We start from the raw sequence: 17,799 nt of genomic DNA, 5'->3' as shown, positions 1-17,799 counted from the left end.
CGGCGTACTGGATGCCCCGGTCGAGCCGGGGCATGACAGCGGAATATGAGCGAAGGCCTGCCGCTAATAATTGATCCGCAGCCCCACGCCGCCATGGATGGTGTTACCCACCGGCTGCGGGCCGAGCGTGCCGTTGGCGAACAGGTCGACGATCCAGCCCTTCTGCACGCGGAAGCCGAGCCGGCCGCCATATTCGAACCAGCCCTGGTTACCCATGGTCGGCACCACCATGCCGTCACCGGTCACGGTGGCGACGATGCCGCTATGGCTGGCGAATGACTGCACCCAGCCACCATTGATGTTGGCCTCGATACTGCTGCCGTAGAGATGCGTCCACTGGCCGCCGATCTTGACCAGGCTGGTGCGGTCGGTGCCGGTCGCGATGCTGGCGTCGAACGGATTGAACGCCACTGCGCTGTCGGTATAGCCCGAGACACGCTGCCAGAGCTGCCAGACCTCGATCGAGGCGGCGACCTCGTCGCGGGGCGACACGCGGCTCATCCAGCCGGCGCGGCCATAAACGGCGTAGTTCGCGGCGTTGGTCGAACTCGTGACGTTCACCGGGCCGAGGCTGGTGTTGTAGCTGCGGGTGTAGCGCGCCTTCTCCCACGGCGTCAGGATCGTGCCGACGTCGAAGAACGGGCGCGACGAGCCCCAGTCGGTGAAATCATAGCGCAGCGCGAACGCGGCGATGGGAGCGCTTGTGATGTTGTAGCCGCCCTCGCTGTACTGCGTGTAGGCGATGCCGGCGAGCAGCGACAGATTGTTGGTCAGCTCCTTGCGGCCGTGGATTCCGGCCGAGAACGAGCCTGCGGAGCCGAACGCGCTGACGCAGTTGCTGCAATTGATCTGCTCGTTGACCCCGAGCAGCACCGTGCCAAGCACCCGGTTGGTGATCATCTGGTTGAAGCGCTGATTGGCAAGGCCGCCGATCGAGCTGCCGCTTGAATCCGCGCCGGTTGGTGTCGGTGTCGGCGTCGGGCTCGGCGAGGATGACGGATAAGGGCTCGGCGACGATGACGGGGTGGGGCTGGGCGAGGGCGAGGGGCTGTAGGTCGGCGTGGGCGAGGGGGAATAGCTCGGCGCCGGGGTGGGCGTCGACCCTCCGCACTCGGACTCGCAAATCGCGGCGGCTGCCGCCGGACGGGCATGGAACGCGACAAACGCAAACGCAGCCACGGCGGTCAGCACGCTCGCCAGGATGAAGCGCCTGAGGCTGGTGAGATTCGCCATCTTCAGCGTCCGCACAGCATGCCGTCGTCATGGATGGCGGGCGTGACGGTCGGCGAGGCCTCCGCATATTGGCTGACCGCGCACAGTCCCGCGCTCGCGGCGCAGGTCGCGGCAAAGGTCCAGGGCGGCGTATTGGTCTTACTGATGGAGATCTTGCCGCCGGTCGAGGTGATGATTGCGGTGTCGCCGGGCTGGGTGAGTTGCACGCATTGCTGGCTCGTCGTGCAGACGCTGGCGGCACCGTCCTGCAGCACGACGACCGAGCGGCCGCGCTGGGACAGGATATCGAGAGTGGTACCGCGCACGCCGATGGTCGCGAGCGGGGTCGTGATCTTGTAGGCGGTCTTCTCGGAATGTCCCGTGACGAAACGGAATGCGCCGGTCGTCATGCGGATCGCGACGTCGCGATAGCTGTGCTCGTCGTTGAAGACGGTGCGGTCGAGCTTGAGCGTGGCGCTCGGACCGAGCGACAGATTGGTGCTGTCGGCCATCACGAAGCGAGCCGCGCTGCCGGCGCCGGTGCGCACGGTCTCGTCCCGCAGCATGCTGTCGCCGACGCTGATCGGCGTCGTGGTCGAGGCCACGCGAACGACTTCATTCTGGATCAAGACGGCTTCACCGACGCGCGTCTGGGCTTGGGCGCAAGGGGCCGCGCACAAGAGGGTCGACAACAGCGTGGAGAAAAGCCAGAAACGCAAATTCAGTCGCAACCGATCGATGTGTCCCTGATCGTACCGGATCACGCGCGCTTGCGATGTGGCGGAATTATCACAAGCAGCGCGAGACCTGCGTTATGCTTAGTGACAGTTGCGGCAGAATGCGTTCAATGAAAACCGCGATCTCTATTATTCTCCGCGGTGACGCAAAATTGCCACGCAAGACATCCCCACAAACGCGACTTGACTTGCCTGCGGTTCCGAAGGTGTCGCGGAGCGCAGTGATTGCTGTCGCGATTTTCCTGGTCGCGCATCTTGCCCTGCTGATTGGCCTGACGACGCCGGAGAAGTTCGTCTTCGACGAAGTGCACTACGTGCCGGCGGCGCGGCAGATGCTGGCACCAGCGGTGTCGCAATCGATGCTCAATCCGATGCATCCACCTTTGGCGAAAGAGCTGATCGCGCTATCGATCGCGGCCTTTGGCGACAGCGCGCTGGGCTGGCGCTATCCCGCGACATTGTTCGGCGCGCTCGCGATCGTCGCGATCTATCTGTGCGGCCTCGCGCTGTTCGCCGCGCAAGGGCCTGCGATCGCCGCCGCGCTGATCGCCGCCTGCAACCAGATGCTGTACGTGCAGGCGCGCGTCGCGATGCTCGACATTTTTGCACTCGGCTTCGGCCTGCTCGCGATTGCCGCCTTCATGCATGGCTTTCGAAAGGATCGTCCCCATGCATTATTCGCGGCTGTCGGCAGCCTGTTCGGCTGTGCGGCCGCCTGCAAATGGAGCGGCCTGTTTCCGCTCGGAATCTGCATCGTCATCGTCGCGGTGATCCGCCTGATGCAGGGCTGGCACACCCTGTTTGCCGACGCGAAGCCGGGGGATTGGTACCGGCCTGATCTCTGGCCCGACTTCAGATTACATCACGTCGTGCTCTGCTTCACCGTCCTGCCCGCGATGACATATCTTGCGGCCTTCGTCCCACTCCACGGCGTGTCGCTGCCGGATCTGGTCGAGGCGCAGCGCCGGATCTTCGCGGACAACACCACCACTGCCATCGCCGGCCACACTTATATGAGCGCCTGGCCGTCATGGCCGCTGCTCGCGCGCCCGGTGTGGTTCCTGTTCGACAAGACCGTGGACGACAATGTCTCCGCGATCGTCTTTCTCGGTAACCCCCTGGTGCTGTGGCCGACGCTGCTCGCGCTCGCCGTCGTGCTGCGCGATTTCGTCGTCGCGCGTCGCCGGGATGCGTTCCTGATCGCGGTCTTCTATTTCGGGTCCTGGCTCGCCTGGGCGTTGCTGCCGCGTACGCTCGCCTTCATCTATTACTATCTGCCGGCTGCGACCGTGGCGTCGCTCGCGCTGGTCTACGTGCTGCGGCGGGACGGTCTACCGGGCTGGCTGTTGTGGGCCTATGTCGGGGTCGTCGCGATCGGCTTTGCCGCCATGCTGCCGATCTCGGCGGCCTTCGTCGGCACATCGATGCAGACCTTCAATCGGCTGATGCTCTTCCAAAGCTGGATATGAAATCGCCGCCCGCCGGGAGAACGGCAGGCGGCGTCTTGATGGGCGACAATTTGGGAATTACTTCGACGCGGTCTTGGTGTCCATGTTCACGACCTGGACGCGGCGGTTGATCGGGTCGGCGCCGTTGGCGGCGTCCTTCAGCTTGGTCTTGCCGTAGCCGACGGTGACGAGATCGGTACCGGTGAGACCGTAGTTCTGCACCAGGTATTTCTTGATGGTGTCGGCCCGCCGCTCGGAGAGCCCCTGATTGTAGGCCTCGGTGCCGACCGCATCGGTGTGGCCGGCGACGACGAAGGTCGAGCCCTTCAACGAGGGATCGGACAGCGCCTTGCCGAGCGCCTGTACCGACGGCACCGACGTCTTGGCGATGTCGGCCGAGTTGTAGTCGAACTGGATCTCCAGATCGATCTTCGGCTTGGTCGCGGCGAGTTCGGCAATCTGCTCGCGCTCGCCCGTCGACAGCGACCGCGTCGAGCGGTTGCGCACGGTGTTCAGGAACGTCGATTCCTTGGCCTGGACCGCCGGATCAACCTGCGGACCTGCGGACAGACCCCGGGTCACGGGCTTCGGCTTCAGTGCATCCAGGATCTGGTTGGTAGAGACATTGCCGTCGCCGGCCATCGCCAGGCCGGCTGTCATCGACAGAATTGCCGAGAGGGTCACCGCCTTCAGTGCAAAAGACTTATTGAAACGGGTCATTGTCGTATCCTCGTTGTGACGCCTGATGGCTATTTGATGCTGCGAGCATAGGGCAGGTTCAAAAGCCCTGGTGTGATCTTGGTCACGGTGGAAACGGGGCCGTCCTGGACCACGGCAGCGTATTTCAAGCGGTTTCGGTTCATAGAGAGCCGACCCGCGGTCCGCTCCGAGGAGGGGCGCCAGCGCGGGAAGAGAAGTGGTCGCACACCTCTCCGGCGATGGTTCGAGCCGTCGCAGTCCTGTCGTGATCCGCATCACTGAGGACCGCCGCGCCGAGGTGCCGCTCGGGCGGCGGGGCCGGTTCACTCCAGGAAACCCATGCTCACCGATTGTCGCAAAGCCGTCGCGTGTTGGCCTGTCTGTGAACAATTTTTCGGCCAGATGGACGCCTAGCAGGGCACAGCCTCCGACAAGCGCAAACGAAGGGAGCCGAGTTCCACCCCGTGCCGAGGCCAAGTGATTATCAGTTCTATCGCAGTGGCCCGCCGGATCGGACCGTGTCCCTGAGCTCCATGCCCATCTATATCGGGGCGGCGATGATCGCGGTGGCGATCCTGCTGTCGACACTGATCACGGGGCTGACCTCCCGCTATGTCGGGCTTCAAGCGCCAACCGACGAGAACATGTGGCTGGTCGATCGTCTCACCGGCAACGTCTATCGCTGCCAGGCGGAGGAGCGCGGCAAGGCCTCGTGCGAACCCGATGTCGCAACAGGCAGCGTCGGCGACCGGTCCAAAGCCCCGAAAGCCGGCCGCTGAGTCCTCCCGTCTTCGCACCGCAGCAAGAAATTGTCTTCTCCACGAAACGTCTTCGCCGGAGAATACGTATCGCGAAGGCCGGCATGACGCCGGTTTCGTTTTACGGAGGAGACTTTTCGATGAAAATCTTGCTCACAGCTGCAGCTTTGGTTGCGTTCGCCGTTTCCCCTGCATCTGCCGCGATGATGGCGTGCACCAGCGAGAATATGATGAAGTCCGCCGCCATGATGGGCGGCACGGCGGATACGCCGGCCAAGACGGCCATGAACAAGGAAATGGCCATGGCCAACACCGACATGAGCAACGGCAAGATGAAAAGCGCCTGCATGCATTACATGAAGGCGCAGAAGGCCATGTCGATGAAGTAAGCGCGCACCGTCCGGCCGCGCTGTCAGCAGATGGCGGCGCGGTTTTTCCTTGTCCGCTCCTGGATCGGCTTCTTGGCTGGATGCGAATCCCGCTACACTGCATTCCGCAATGTCCCGCGCGCCCAAACCGATTCCACTCACCACGACACAGGCCCGGCAAATCTGGCTTCATGCCCAGCGGCTGGACGAGCGCGCGCCGTTCGGTGACGGCGCGCAAGCCGTCTCCGACGCGGTCGCCCATCTCGGCTATGTGCAGATCGACACCATCAACGTGATCGAGCGCTGCCATCATCACCTCCTGTTCAGCCGGATCCCGTCCTACCGGCGCGCCGACCTGCGCCATGCCCAGAGCGTCGACAAGAGCGTGTTTGAATATTGGACGCATGCGCTGTCTTACGTGCCGGCCGGCGACTTCCGCTTCTTCCTGCCGGCGATGCGCGAGCACCGCCGCGAGGGGCACAAATGGTTCGCCTCGGTGAAACCTGCCGACATGCGCAAGGTGATGCGGCTGGTGCGCGCCGGCCCGCTGACGATCCGCGACATCGAGGACGACGTGCTCACCGAGAAGGAGCATCTCTGGCAAAGCCGAAAACCCTCGAAGCGGGCATTGCAGCTCGCCTTCTACATGGGTGCCGTGACCGTCAGCGAGCGGCAGGGCATGCTCAAGACTTATGAGCTGATGACGCGCCATTTCGGCTGGGACAAGCTGCCGAGGCCGGCGTCGGCAAAGGACATCACGGTCTATCTGCTCGATCGCGCGCTGCGATCGCAAGGTGTCGTGAGCCTCGATTCGGTCTGCCATCTCAACGCGCCGCGCAAGCCGGCGGTGGCTGCCCTGATCGGCTCGCGCGTCCGCCGTGGCGAGCTCGTGCCTGTCGCCATCGACGGTGCCGGCAAGCAGGAGCACTGGGCAGTGCCGGCTGCGCTCGAGCCGGGCGAGTGCGCGCCGCCGGATCTGGTCCATATCCTGTCGCCGTTCGATCCGCTGATCATCCAGCGCAAGCGCACCAATCTCATTTTCGGTTACAACCATTTGTTCGAGGCCTATGTGCCGAAGGCCAAACGCAAGCTCGGCTATTTCGCGCTGCCCGTGCTGGTCGGCGACGAGATCGTCGCCGCGCTCGATCTGAAGACCGACCGGCAGGCGAAGAAGCTGCTGATGCAGAAATGGACCTGGGTCGGCGAGGGGAAGAAGACCGCGGGGCGCAAGGAGCTCAAACGGAAGATCGAGGAGGAGCTCGATCGCTTTGCGAAGTTTCAATTGGCAGAGTAGTTGTGCGCGGCGCGGATCACCGAGCTCTGTCGTAGCGCAACGTGGTGGCCGGCTGCGCCCCTTGCATTGCTTGCTCCATTGACTCTTTCGCGGCGATGCTCAAAACCCCGGATCAGCCCATAAAAGCAACAACCCGGGGGAAGCCATGAGCCAGACCACGACCTATGCCGGTTCGACCGGCGCAGCCAAGTCGGAAATCGAGACCTCGACGATCCGCGCCATCTCCTGGCGCCTGATCCCGTTCCTGGTGCTGGCCTATTTCTTCTCCTATCTCGACCGCGTCAATCTCGGCTTCGCCGCGCTGACCATGAATGCCGAGCTGAAATTCACGCCGCTGATCTTCTCTTGGGGCGCCGGCATCTTCTTCATCGGCTATTTCATCTTCGAGGTGCCGAGCAATCTGGCGCTGGAGAAGTTCGGCGCCAGCCGCTGGATCGCCCGCATCATGGTGACCTGGGGCATCATCTCGGCGCTGATGGCGCTCACGAGCGGGGTCACGAGCTTCTACGTGCTGCGCTTCCTGCTCGGCGTCGCTGAAGCCGGCTTCTTCCCCGGCATCATCCTCTATCTCACTTATTGGTATCCGGCCGAATATCGCGCCCGCTTCCTCGCGGCCTTCGCCATCGCCGTTCCGGTCTCCACCGTGATCGGCGCGCCGGTCTCTGGCCTGCTGCTCGGCCTCGACGGGGCCATGGGCCTGAAGGGCTGGCAGTGGCTGTTCATCATTGAGGGCATTCCCTCCGTGCTGCTCGGCATCGTCACCTGGTTCTATCTCACCGACAGGCCAGAGAAGGCGGATTGGCTCTCGGCCGAGCAGAAGGCCTGGCTCAAGGCCAAGCTCGATGCCGAGATCGCGGCCAAGCAGGCGGTGAAGCATATGTCGCTCGGCGAGGCGCTGACCTCACCTAAGGTGATCATGCTGAGCCTGGTCTATTTCGGCTTCGTCGGCGCGCTCTATGGCATGCAGTTCTGGCTGCCGCAGATCGTCAAGGCGTTCGGCCTCACCAACGCCCAGACCGGCTTCGTCACCGCGATTCCGTATCTGTTCGGCACCATCGCAATGATCCTGTGGGCGCGGCATTCCGATGCCACGCGCGAGCGCGTGATGCATGTCGGCGCGCCGTTGCTGCTCACCGCCGTCGCTCTCGGCGTCTCCAGTTATCTCACCGACCCCACCCTGACGATGATCGTGCTGACGGTTGCCGCGATCGGCGTGTTCTGCTGCTTCGGCGTGTTCTGGACCCTGCCGACGGCCTGGCTCTCCGGCACGGCGGCGGCCGGCGCCATCGCTCTGATCAACTCGATCGGCAATCTCGCCGGGTTCGGCGGACCGTATCTGATCGGCTGGGTCAAGGAAGCCACCGGGCAGACCTCGACCGGACTGCTCGTGCTCGCGGTGCTGCCGCTGATCGCCGGCATCCTGGTCTTCATCGGTGGCCACGACAGCAAGCACGAGTTCGCCGAACAGGGGCGGTAGCCTCGAAATGTCGCCCTGGCGAAAGCCAGGCCCATTTCCGTGCGGTCCCTCTGGGGCCGCGCCGCGACGCTCTCTTCCAACAGTCCGGGCTTTCCGCCAAGGGCAGCGGGGAGGTTACCACCTCTTAACGATCACGCTTTCCTGATGACTGACGATTATTGACTTTCATCAGTGATTAGTCGACATTCCTCTCATTGCAGCCGAGGGAGTGTCCTCCGATGTTCGTCCGATCCGTTTTATCCAGCTATTCGAGGCTCTTGGCCGGTGTTTCGCTGGCGCTGATGGCTGCCGCCCTCGCTGGGTGCAATGACACCGTCGCTGAAAAGGCCGACCCGCCGCGGCCGGTCCTGGTCGCCACCGCCCACTACGATGCCGAAAAGCCCGAGCGCAGCTTCGTCGGCACCATCAGGCCGCGGATCGAGAGCGATCTGGGCTTTCGGGTCGCGGGCAAGGTCGCCAAGCGTCTGGTCGAAGTTGGCCAGACCGTCGAGATCGGTCAGCCGCTCGCGGTCCTCGATGAGGTCGATCTGAAGCTCCAGGCCGAGCAAGCCGTCGCCGAGCAGACCGCTGCGACCGGCGTGCTGGCCCAGGCCGCCGCCGCCGAGCAGCGCGCCAAGGATTTGAGGGCCAAGGGCTGGACGACCGACGCGCAGCTGGATTCGAGCCGCGCCGCCGCCGACGAGGCCCGTGCCCGTCTGAACCGGGCCGAGCGCTCGGTCGAATTGACCAAGAATTCCCTTTCCTACGCGACGCTCAACGCCGACGCCCGTGGCGTCGTCACCGCAACGCTGATCGAGCCTGGCCAGGTGGTTGCCGCAGGCCAGACCTCGATCCGTGTCGCCCGCTTTGCCGAAAAGGAAGCGGTCGTCGCGATCCCTGAGACGCTGGTCGGACGTGCCAAATCGGGCGCCGCCAGCGTCACTCTTTGGTCGGAGCCGGGCAAAAAGTACACGGCCAAGCTGCGCGAGATCGCGCCCACCGCGGATCCCGCCACGCGCACCTATCTTGCCAAGTTTTCGCTGCCCGAGGCCGACGACAAGGTCTCGCTCGGCATGACCGCGACGCTGACGCTGTCGGACGCCGCCACCGAACGCGTCGCGCGGCTGCCGCTGTCGGCGCTGTTCAACGAAGGCGGCAAGCCGTCCTTCTACGTCGTCGACGACAACGGCGCGGTCACGCTGAAGCCGGTCGTGGTGAAGTCCTACGAGAGCAACGACGTCGTCATCACCGGTGGTGTCGAAGAGGGCGCCAAGATCGTCGCCCTCGGCGTTCAGAAGCTCGATCCGGGCCAGAAGGTACGGGTCGTGTCGTCACTGTCCTTTTAAGTCTCGTTTACGAGTTACGTCGTGTGAGGTGAGTTTCGGCCCAAGCGCAAATGCTGGGGCTGAAGCGGCGAAGCGATCCAGAACCTGCCCAGCCCCCTGGATTGCTTCGCTGCCTCGCGACGACGCGTTCAACAGAGTGGCTGTGGTTTTTTGCAACCGGATCATCTTTGGAGAGTGCGATGAAGCGCTTCAATCTTTCGGCCTGGGCCGTCAGCCATCCGACGCTGATCCTGTTCCTGATGCTCATACTCGGCGTCGCCGGATTCTTCTCCTATCAGAAGCTCGGTCGCGCCGAGGATCCGTTCTTCACGGTGAAGGTGGTCAACGTCTCCGTGCTGTGGCCGGGCGCGACAGCGCAGGAAATGCAGGCGCAGGTCGCCGATCCCATCGAGAAGAAGATCCAGGAGCTGCCCTACTTCGAGAAGGTGCAGACCTATTCCAAGCCCGGATTCACTGCGCTCCAGGTGACCTTCCGCGATTCTACGCCGCCGAAGGACGTGCCGTATCTCTTTTATCTGCTGCGCAAGAAGCTGGTCGACGTGCAGGGCCAGCTGCCCGCAGGGATTCTCGGGCCCGTCGTCAACGACGAGTTCTCCGACGTCGATTCCATCCTCTACATGATGACGGGCGACGGCGCCGACTACGCCCAGCTCAAGAAGGTCTCGGAAGGTTTCCGTCAGCGCCTTCTGAAGGTGCCGGGCGTGACCAAGGTCGACGTTTACGGCAACCAGGATGAGCGCATCTTCGTCGAGTTCAGCCATGCCAAGCTCGCCACGCTCGGCATCACGCCGCAGGCGCTGTTCGATTCGCTCGCCAAGCAGAACAACGTGACGCCGGCCGGCACGGTCGAGACCTCGTCGCAGCGCGTGCCGCTGCGCGTCACCGGTGCGCTCGACGGCGCCAAGGCCGTCGCCGAAACCCCGGTCGAGAGCAACGGTCGCGTGTTCCGCCTCGGCGACATCGCCACCGTCACCCATGGCTATGTCGACCCGCCGAGTTTCGTCGTGCGCCAGGAAGGCAAGGCCGCGATCGGCATCGGCGTCGTCACCGCCAAGGGCGCCAACATCCTCGATCTCGGCAAGGAGGTCGAGAAGGCGACGGCTGAATTCATGAAGGCGGTGCCGCAGGGCGTCGACGTCAAACTGATCGCCGACCAGCCCAAGGTGGTCGAGCACGCGGTCGGCGAGTTCGTACACTCTTTCATGGAAGCCCTCGTCATCGTGCTGTTCGTGTCGTTCCTGGCGCTTGGCTGGCGCACCGGCATCGTGGTCGCATTGTCGGTGCCCCTGGTGCTCGGCATCGTCTTCGTCGTCATGAACACGATGTCGCTCGACCTGCACCGCATCACGCTCGGTGCGCTGATCATCGCGCTCGGCCTGCTGGTGGATGACGCCATCATCGCCGTCGAGATGATGGTGGTGAAGATGGAGCAGGGCTGGGACCGCATGCGTGCGGCGTCCTTTGCCTGGGAATCCACTGCGTTTCCGATGCTCACGGGAACGCTGGTCACGGCCGCTGGCTTCCTCCCCATCGGCTTTGCCAATTCCGCGGTCGGCGAATATGCCGGCAGCATCTTCTGGATCGTGGCGATCGCGCTGGTCGCGTCCTGGTTCGTGGCGGTGATCTTCACGCCCTATATCGGCGTCATGCTGCTGCCCAACATCAAGGTGCACCACAATCACGATCCGCACGCGGTCTACGAGACCCGCATGTATCGGGGCCTGCGCGCCATCGTGCAGTGGTGCGTCGACCACCGCATCACCGTGGTGGTCGCGACCGTCGGCGTCTTCATCGCCTCGATCGTCGGTTTCGGCCACGTCCAGCAGCAGTTCTTCCCGCTGTCCGAGCGTCCCGAGCTGTTCCTCCAGCTTCGCCTGCCCGAGGGCACCGCCTTCAACGTCACCGAAAAGGCGGTGAAGAAGGCCGAGACCATGCTCAAGGACGACAAGGACATCGAGACCTACACGGCCTATGTCGGACAGGGCTCGCCGCGCTTCTGGCTCGGCCTCAATCCGCAGCTTCCGAACGAGGCTTTTGCCGAAATCGTCATCGTCGCAAAGGGGGTCGAGGCGCGCGAGCGCATCAAGGCCAAGCTTGAACACGCCGTTGCCGACGGCGCGCTCAACGAGGCCCGCGTGCGCGTCGACCGCTTCAATTTCGGTCCCCCGGTTGGTTTTCCCGTGCAGTTTCGCGTCATCGGACCCGACGCCAACAAGGTGCGCGAGATCGCCTACCAGGTCCGCGACGTCATGCGGCAGAACAAGAGCGTCAAGGACGTCCAGCTCGATTGGAACGAGCAGTCGCCTTACCTCAAGCTCGTCGTCGACCAGGATCGCGCACGCGCCATGGGCCTGACCCCGCAGGACGTGTCGCAGGCGCTGTCGATGCTGATCTCGGGCTCGCAGGTGACGACCGTGCGCGACGGCATCGAAAAGGTCGGCGTGGTCGCGCGCGCCGTCTCGTCCGAGCGGCTCGACCTCGGCGCCGTCGGCGATCTCACCATCACCTCGCGCAACGGCGTGGCCGTGCCGCTGCAGCAGATCGCCAAGATCGAGTATGCGCACGAGGAACCGATCATGTGGCGGCGTAACCGCGACATGGCGATCACCGTGCGCTCCGACGTCGTCGACGGCGTGCAGGCGCCCGACGTCACCGGCCAGATCGCGCCGAAGCTGAAGGCAATCAAGGACAACCTGGAGCCGGCCTACCGCATCGAGGCGGGCGGCGCGTTCGAGGAATCCGCCAAGGGCAACGCCTCGATCTTCATTCTCTTCCCGCTGATGGTCATGGTGATGCTGACGCTGCTGATGTTCCAGCTGCAGAGCTTCTCGCGCCTGATCCTGGTGTTTCTGACTGCGCCGCTCGGCATCGTCGGCGCCTCGTTCGGGCTCAACATCGCCAACGCCCCGTTCGGCTTCGTGGCGCTGCTCGGCCTGATCGCGCTCGCCGGCATGATCATGCGTAACGCCGTGATCCTGGTGGATCAGATCGAGACCGACGTCTCGCACGGCCTGACCCGCCGCGAGGCGATCGTGGAGGCCACCGTCCGCCGCGCCCGTCCGGTGGTGCTGACGGCGCTTGCCGCCATCCTCGCCATGATCCCGCTGTCGCGCTCGGCATTCTGGGGGCCGATGGCGATCACCATCATGGGTGGCTTGTTCGTCGCGACCTTCCTGACGCTGCTGTACCTGCCGGGCCTCTACGCCCTCTGGTTCCGCAAGAGCCTGGATGAGGCGGGCACGCCCGAGCAGCCTGCCGCGCCGCAGCATGGGAGCGATGACCAGAACGCAATTCCGCTTGCTGAGGCGGCTGAATAAGTGAAGATGAACTGCTGATTGACGAGTCTGACAGATGACACTGGTTTCGGAACATATCGAAGGCGACACCCGGGAACGCATTCTCGAGGTGGCCGAGAGGCTGTTCCGCCAGATCGGCTATCTCAAGACCACGGTCGGCGACATCGCCAAGGAGCTCAAGATGAGCCCCGCCAACGTCTATCGCTTCTTCGAATCGAAGAAGGCGATCCATCAGGCGGTGGCCCGTTCGCTAATGGGCGAGGTCGAGCTGGAAGCGCAGCGGATCGTGGCCAGGCCCGGTCCGGTACTGCCGCGATTCCGTGAGCTGCTCACCACCATCAATCGCATGAACACCGAGCGCTATGTCGGCGACAATAAGCTGCACGAGATGGTCGAGATCGCGATGCAGGAGGACTGGGACGTCTGCGTCAACCACATGGAGTGCATTGCCGGGGTCATCGGCCAGATGATCACGCAAGGCGTGGCTTCCGGCGAGTTCGAGGCGCCGGACCTGCAACTGGCTGCGCTGTGCGCCTGCACCGCGATGATGCGCTTTTTCCACCCCCAGATGATCGCCCAGTGCGCTACCAAGCCGGGCCCGACCATCGACCAGATGATCGATTTCGTCATCGCGGGATTGTCCCCGCGCCACTGACGCGGCGGCGGATTTCCTCCTATAAGCAGGCCGACCGCCACGGAATGACGGCTGATGGCGGGCAAGGACGGATCAACAAACTCCGTCATTGCGAGCTTTGCGAAGCAATCCAGACTGTCTCTGCGGAGGGATTTTGGATTGCTTCGCTGCGCTCGCAATGACGAGAAGGAAACAGCGCGTGACCGACAAAGACCTGCACTTCTACGAGCCCGCCAAGGGCCACGGCCTCAAGCACGATCCCTTCAACGCCATCGTCGCGCCGCGGCCGATCGGCTGGATTTCGTCGCGCGACACCAACGGCCACGTCAACCTCGCGCCCTACAGCTTCTTCAACGCTTTCTGCTACGTCCCCCCGATCATCGGCTTCTCCTCCACCAACTGGAAGGACACGGTCGAAAACATCCAGCAGACCGGCGAGTTCGTCTGGAACCTCGCCACCATGGACCTGGCCAGGCACATGAACGCGACTGCGGCGCATGTTGGCCCTGAGGTCGACGAGTTCAAAGTTGCGGGCCTCACCGCCGTGCCCGGCAGGCTCGTCAACGTGCCGCGCGTCGGCGAGAGTCCCGTCGCCTTCGAATGCAAGGTGTCCGATATCGTCCGCCTCAAGGGCGCCGACGGCAAGGAAGCCAATGCCTGGCTGACGCTCGGCGAGGTCGTTGCCGTCCACATCGACAAGGCCATGATCAAGGACGGCGTCTACCAGACCGCCGCCGCCCGCCCGATCGTACGCGCCGGCCGCAGCGGGGATTATTTCGAAATCAAGCCGGAAAACATGTTCGAGATGGTGCGGCCGGATTAGACCGGCCGACCGCGAAGCTATCCCCTCCCGGAACTGCCACCACGCCTCGGCCGTTATGGCCCCTGGGCGGCTGCCCGGCCGCGTCAATTCGCGTCTTTCCGCAGGCGAAGTCTTCACCGCCGCCGGCCACTTTCCGCTAAAATGCCCGATCACCGCGCCGATGCATGAGGTCCGCCATGAGCTTCCGCCGCGACACCCTGACCAAGCCGATTTTCTCCTGGGCGCGCGGCGTGCTGCCGGCGATGTCGGACACCGAGCGCGAGGCGCTGGAGGCCGGCGACGTCTGGTGGGACGCCGATCTCTTCACCGGCAACCCCGATTGGTCGAAGCTGCTGAAGGTCCCGCAGGCAACGCTGACCGAAGAGGAGCGGGCCTTCCTCAACGGCCCCGTCGACGAGCTTTGCGCCATGCTCGACGAGTGGAAGATCTTTTGGGAATGGCGCGACCTGCCGCCCGATGTCTGGCACTTCGTCAAGCGCGAAAAATTCTTCGGCATGATCATTCCGAAGGAGTTCGGCGGCCTCGGCTTCTCGCCCTATGCGCATTCGGAAGTGGTGCGCAAGATATCGACCCGCTCGATCGCCGCCGCGGTGACGGTGATGGTGCCGAACTCGTTGGGCCCCGGCGAGCTCCTGATGCACTTCGGCACGAAGGAGCAGCAGCAGCGCTGGCTGCCGCGTCTTGCCGATGGCCGCGACATTCCCTGCTTCGGCCTCACCAGCCCCGAGGCCGGCTCTGATGCCGCCTCGATGGTCGACACCGGCATCATCTGCAAAGGCACCTTCGAGGGCCAGGAGGTGCTGGGCCTGAAGCTCAACTGGCACAAGCGCTACATCACGCTCGGCCCCGTCGCGACGCTGCTTGGCCTCGCCTTCAAGGCCTATGATCCCGATTATCTCGTCGGCGACCAGGAAGAGCTCGGCATCAGCGTGGCGCTGATCCCGACCAATCTTCCCGGCGTCGAAATCGGCAAACGCCATTTGCCCTCGATGCAGGTCTTCCAGAACGGTCCGAACTGGGGCCGCGACGTTTTCATTCCGCTCGACTACGTCATCGGCGGCCAGGCGCGGCTGGGGCAGGGCTGGAAGATGCTGATGACGGCGCTCGCCGCCGGCCGCGGCATCTCGTTGCCGTCGCTCTCCGCCGCCGGCGCCGCCTATGCCGCCCGCACCACCGGCGCCTATGCCCGCATCCGCGAGCAGTTCGGCATCTCCATCTCCAAATTCGAGGGCGTCGAGGAGCCGCTCGCCCGCATTGTCGCCACTGCCTATCAGCTCGACGCGGCGCGACGGCTGACCTGCGCGGCACTGAATGCCGGGATCCATCCCGCCGTCATCTCGGGCATCATGAAGCTGCACGCGACCGAGCGGATGCGCACCGCGGTCGACGACGCTATGGACATCCATGGCGGCAAGGCCGTGATCGACGGTCCGCAAAACTATCTCGGCAATCTCCACCGCGCCGTTCCGGTCGGCATCACCGTCGAGGGCGCCAATATCCTCACCCGCAATCTCATCGTGTTCGGACAGGGCGCCATCCGCGCCCATCCCTATCTGCTCGACGAGATGAATGCGCTTGCCGATGCCGATCGCGAGCGCGGGCTCACCGCCTTCGACAAGGTGTTCTGGAAACATGTCGGCCACAGCTTCGAGACACTCTTGCGCGCGTTCGGCCGGAGCTGGAGCTTTGGTGTCTTCGCGCTTGCACCCGATGCGGGTGACGCCAGGCCATTCTATCGTCAGCTCTCGCGCTACTCGGCGGCTTTTGCCCTCTGCGCCGATATGGCGCTGTTGACGCTCGGCGGCGCGCTCAAGCGCAAAGAGATGCTGTCGGCGCGCTTCGGCGACATCCTGTCCGAGCTGTATCTGCTCTCTGCCGCGCTGAAGCGCTGGCAGGACGAGGGCCGGCAGAAGGAGGATTTTGCCGCGCTCGAATGGTGCATGGCGACGGGCTTTCGGACCATCGAGAACCGGCTTGCCGAGATTCTCGCCAATCTGCCGAACCGCTTCGTCGCAGGCATCCTCAAATTCGTGGTCCAGCCCTTCGGCGCCCGCGTGCTGGGTCCCTCCGACCGGGTCGTGCATCAATGCGCGAGCCTCGTGCTGGAGCCGTCGGCCGCGCGCGACCGCCTCACGCCCGATCTCGCTTATGTCGACGACGATGGCGGCTTCGCCCGGCTGGAGCGCGCGTTCAACCTGATCGCAGGTGCGGACGCCATCGCCAGGCGCATGCGCGCGGCTCATCTGAGCGACTGGAAGGATGCGGTGGCCAAGGGTGTGATCACGCAGGCGGAGGGCGAGCAGCTGGCCGCGGCCCGCGAAGCCGTTACAAAGGTGATCGAGGTCGACGATTTTGCGCCGGAGGCGCTGTCGCCGATTTACAAGAAAACCGGCGACGTGCATCAGTTCTTCCAGGAACTCGGTGAACAAAGGGCGGCGAGCTGATGGCACGACCGGTTTTCATCGTCGACGGCAGTCGGACGCCGTTTTTGAAGGCGCGTTCGGGGCCGGGGCCGTTCACGCCGGTCGATCTCGCCGTGCAATGCGGCCGGCCACTGCTGGCGCGTCAGCCGTTTTCGCCTGATACCTTCGACCAGGTCATCCTCGGCTGCGTCAACGTGATCGCGGACGAAATGAACCCGGCTCGCGTCGCCGCGCTCCGGCTCGGCATGGGCGAGGACATGGTCGCCTTCACCGTTCAGATCAATTGCGGATCCGGCATGCAGTCGATCGACACCGCGTACCGCTACATCCGCGAGGGCCATGCCGACATGATCCTGGCCGGCGGCACCGAGGCCTTGAGCCACGCGCCGCTGGTCTGGCCCAATTCCGGCGTGCGCTGGTTCGCCGGCCTCGCCACCGCCAAGGGCGTCGCCGCGAAGCTTGCCGCGGCCTTCAAGCTGCGGCCGCGCTATCTCAAACCGATCATCGGCCTCGAGCGCGGGCTGACCGATCCTATTACCGATCTCAACATGGGCCAGACGGCCGAAGTCGTCGGCCATCTCTTCGGCATCACCCGTGCGCAGTCCGATGCCTATGCCGCCGAGAGCCATCGCCGGCTCGCGCATGCGCAGGCGGAAGGTTTTCTCAAGGGCGAAGTCGAAACCGCGTTCTCCCGCGACGGAAAATTCTTCGACCATGATGATGGCGTGCGTCCGGACTCGACGGCCGAGAGGCTCGCAAAACTCCGGCCCGTGTTCGAGCGTCCCTGGGGCCAGGTCACCGCCGGCAATTCCTCGCAGATCACCGATGGCGCGTCCTGGGTGATCCTGGCGTCCGACGAAGCGGTCGCCAGGCACAAGCTGACGCCGAAGGCCGTCATCGTCGACAGCAACTGGGCCGCACTCGATCCAAGCATCATGGGTCTCGGTCCTGTGATGTCGGCGACGCCGTTACTGAAGCGCAATGATCTCACCATCCAGGACGTCGAGACCTGGGAGCTCAACGAGGCGTTCGCCACCCAAGTGCTCGGCTGCCTCGCCGCCTGGAATGACGACAAGTTCTGCCGCGAGATTTTGGGACTGGAGGGCGCTGCCGGCGAGGTCGACCGCGACAAACTCAACGTCGATGGCGGCGCTATCTCGCTCGGGCATCCCGTCGGCACGTCCGGCAATCGCATCGTGCTGCATCTCGTCAACACCATGAAGCGGCTCGGCACGCGGCGCGGCGTTGCCACCGAATGCATCGGCGGCGGGCTCGGCGGCGCCATGCTGATCGAGGCGGTATGAC

General features: G+C 64.2%; 14 protein-coding genes. 11 read left to right on the top strand and 3 right to left on the bottom strand.

Features of this window, described 5'->3' with window-relative positions:
• Positions 1-63: 63 nt before the first annotated feature.
• Both IVB50_RS35745 and IVB50_RS35740 read right to left on the bottom strand, forming a co-directional pair.
• A complete protein-coding gene (locus IVB50_RS35745) occupies positions 64-1,233 on the bottom strand; it encodes a hypothetical protein (RefSeq protein ID WP_085384930.1) in 1,170 nt (389 codons plus the stop codon).
• A 2-nt stretch (positions 1,234-1,235) separates the two neighbouring features.
• Positions 1,236-1,937, bottom strand: a complete 702-nt coding sequence (locus IVB50_RS35740; RefSeq protein WP_018455003.1) for a FecR family protein — start codon at positions 1,935-1,937, stop codon at positions 1,236-1,238.
• A 50-nt stretch (positions 1,938-1,987) separates the two neighbouring features.
• On the opposite strand from IVB50_RS35740, the gene IVB50_RS35735 reads away from it, so the two are divergent.
• Positions 1,988-3,418 carry a phospholipid carrier-dependent glycosyltransferase gene (locus tag IVB50_RS35735; protein WP_247299604.1) on the top strand — a complete coding sequence of 477 codons (1,431 nt, stop codon included), beginning with the start codon at positions 1,988-1,990 and terminating at the stop codon, positions 3,416-3,418.
• Positions 3,419-3,475: 57 nt separating this feature from the next.
• On the opposite strand, the gene IVB50_RS35730 is transcribed toward IVB50_RS35735, so the two are convergent.
• Positions 3,476-4,117, bottom strand: a complete 642-nt coding sequence (locus IVB50_RS35730; protein WP_247299603.1) for an OmpA family protein — start codon at positions 4,115-4,117, stop codon at positions 3,476-3,478.
• A 512-nt stretch (positions 4,118-4,629) separates the two neighbouring features.
• Here IVB50_RS35730 and IVB50_RS35725 point away from each other — a divergent pair.
• The 10 genes from IVB50_RS35725 to IVB50_RS35680 all read left to right on the top strand — a co-directional run bounded on the left by IVB50_RS35725 (position 4,630) and on the right by IVB50_RS35680 (position 17,798).
• Entirely contained in the window at positions 4,630-4,875 is a 246-nt protein-coding gene (locus IVB50_RS35725; protein ID WP_018455000.1) for a hypothetical protein, read from the top strand.
• A 119-nt stretch (positions 4,876-4,994) separates the two neighbouring features.
• Entirely contained in the window at positions 4,995-5,243 is a 249-nt protein-coding gene (locus IVB50_RS35720; protein WP_247299602.1) for a hypothetical protein, read from the top strand.
• A 109-nt stretch (positions 5,244-5,352) separates the two neighbouring features.
• Positions 5,353-6,516, top strand: coding sequence for a crosslink repair DNA glycosylase YcaQ family protein (locus IVB50_RS35715; RefSeq protein ID WP_247299601.1), 1,164 nt, complete (start codon positions 5,353-5,355; stop codon positions 6,514-6,516).
• Positions 6,517-6,661: 145 nt separating this feature from the next.
• On the top strand, positions 6,662-7,993 hold the full coding sequence (locus IVB50_RS35710; protein WP_247299600.1) for an MFS transporter: 1,332 nt from the start codon (positions 6,662-6,664) through the stop codon (positions 7,991-7,993).
• A gap of 218 nt (positions 7,994-8,211) precedes the next feature.
• The gene (locus IVB50_RS35705; protein ID WP_247299599.1) at positions 8,212-9,318 is read left to right on the top strand and encodes an efflux RND transporter periplasmic adaptor subunit; all 1,107 of its coding nucleotides are present in this window, start codon (positions 8,212-8,214) and stop codon (positions 9,316-9,318) included.
• 179 nt (positions 9,319-9,497) lie between these two features.
• Entirely contained in the window at positions 9,498-12,635 is a 3,138-nt protein-coding gene (locus IVB50_RS35700) for an efflux RND transporter permease subunit (RefSeq protein ID WP_018454996.1), read from the top strand.
• A gap of 34 nt (positions 12,636-12,669) precedes the next feature.
• Positions 12,670-13,269, top strand: a complete 600-nt coding sequence (locus IVB50_RS35695) for a TetR family transcriptional regulator (RefSeq protein WP_018454995.1) — start codon at positions 12,670-12,672, stop codon at positions 13,267-13,269.
• 178 nt (positions 13,270-13,447) lie between these two features.
• Positions 13,448-14,071: a flavin reductase family protein gene (locus tag IVB50_RS35690; protein WP_026232855.1), complete on the top strand. Its 624-nt coding sequence runs from the start codon at positions 13,448-13,450 to the stop codon at positions 14,069-14,071.
• Positions 14,072-14,247: 176 nt separating this feature from the next.
• On the top strand, positions 14,248-16,515 hold the full coding sequence (locus IVB50_RS35685) for an acyl-CoA dehydrogenase (RefSeq protein ID WP_018454993.1): 2,268 nt from the start codon (positions 14,248-14,250) through the stop codon (positions 16,513-16,515).
• Positions 16,515-17,798: an acetyl-CoA C-acetyltransferase gene (locus tag IVB50_RS35680; RefSeq protein ID WP_247299597.1), complete on the top strand. Its 1,284-nt coding sequence runs from the start codon at positions 16,515-16,517 to the stop codon at positions 17,796-17,798. Before IVB50_RS35685 ends, IVB50_RS35680 begins: the two co-directional genes overlap by 1 nt.
• Position 17,799: the final 1 nt, after the last annotated feature.

Origin of the sequence: Bradyrhizobium sp. 87, from assembly GCF_023073015.1 — a bacterium.
Taxonomy (GTDB): Bacteria; Pseudomonadota; Alphaproteobacteria; order Rhizobiales; family Xanthobacteraceae; genus Bradyrhizobium; species Bradyrhizobium canariense_D.
This window is presented reverse-complemented; position numbering and strand designations above follow the sequence as displayed.

Excerpts from the sequence above, each read along its gene's own strand:
- IVB50_RS35745 (WP_085384930.1), bottom strand. The coding sequence starts at position 1,233 with ATGGCGAATCTCACCAGCCTCAGGCGCTTCATCCTGGCGAGCGTGCTG.
- IVB50_RS35735 (WP_247299604.1), top strand. The coding sequence starts at position 1,988 with ATGTGGCGGAATTATCACAAGCAGCGCGAGACCTGCGTTATGCTTAGT.
- IVB50_RS35730 (WP_247299603.1), bottom strand. The coding sequence starts at position 4,117 with ATGACCCGTTTCAATAAGTCTTTTGCACTGAAGGCGGTGACCCTCTCG.
- IVB50_RS35725 (WP_018455000.1), top strand. The coding sequence starts at position 4,630 with ATGCCCATCTATATCGGGGCGGCGATGATCGCGGTGGCGATCCTGCTG.
- IVB50_RS35720 (WP_247299602.1), top strand. The coding sequence starts at position 4,995 with ATGAAAATCTTGCTCACAGCTGCAGCTTTGGTTGCGTTCGCCGTTTCC.
- IVB50_RS35715 (WP_247299601.1), top strand. The coding sequence starts at position 5,353 with ATGTCCCGCGCGCCCAAACCGATTCCACTCACCACGACACAGGCCCGG.
- IVB50_RS35710 (WP_247299600.1), top strand. The coding sequence starts at position 6,662 with ATGAGCCAGACCACGACCTATGCCGGTTCGACCGGCGCAGCCAAGTCG.
- IVB50_RS35705 (WP_247299599.1), top strand. The coding sequence starts at position 8,212 with ATGTTCGTCCGATCCGTTTTATCCAGCTATTCGAGGCTCTTGGCCGGT.
- IVB50_RS35700 (WP_018454996.1), top strand. The coding sequence starts at position 9,498 with ATGAAGCGCTTCAATCTTTCGGCCTGGGCCGTCAGCCATCCGACGCTG.
- IVB50_RS35695 (WP_018454995.1), top strand. The coding sequence starts at position 12,670 with ATGACACTGGTTTCGGAACATATCGAAGGCGACACCCGGGAACGCATT.
- IVB50_RS35685 (WP_018454993.1), top strand. The coding sequence starts at position 14,248 with ATGAGCTTCCGCCGCGACACCCTGACCAAGCCGATTTTCTCCTGGGCG.
- IVB50_RS35680 (WP_247299597.1), top strand. The coding sequence starts at position 16,515 with ATGGCACGACCGGTTTTCATCGTCGACGGCAGTCGGACGCCGTTTTTG.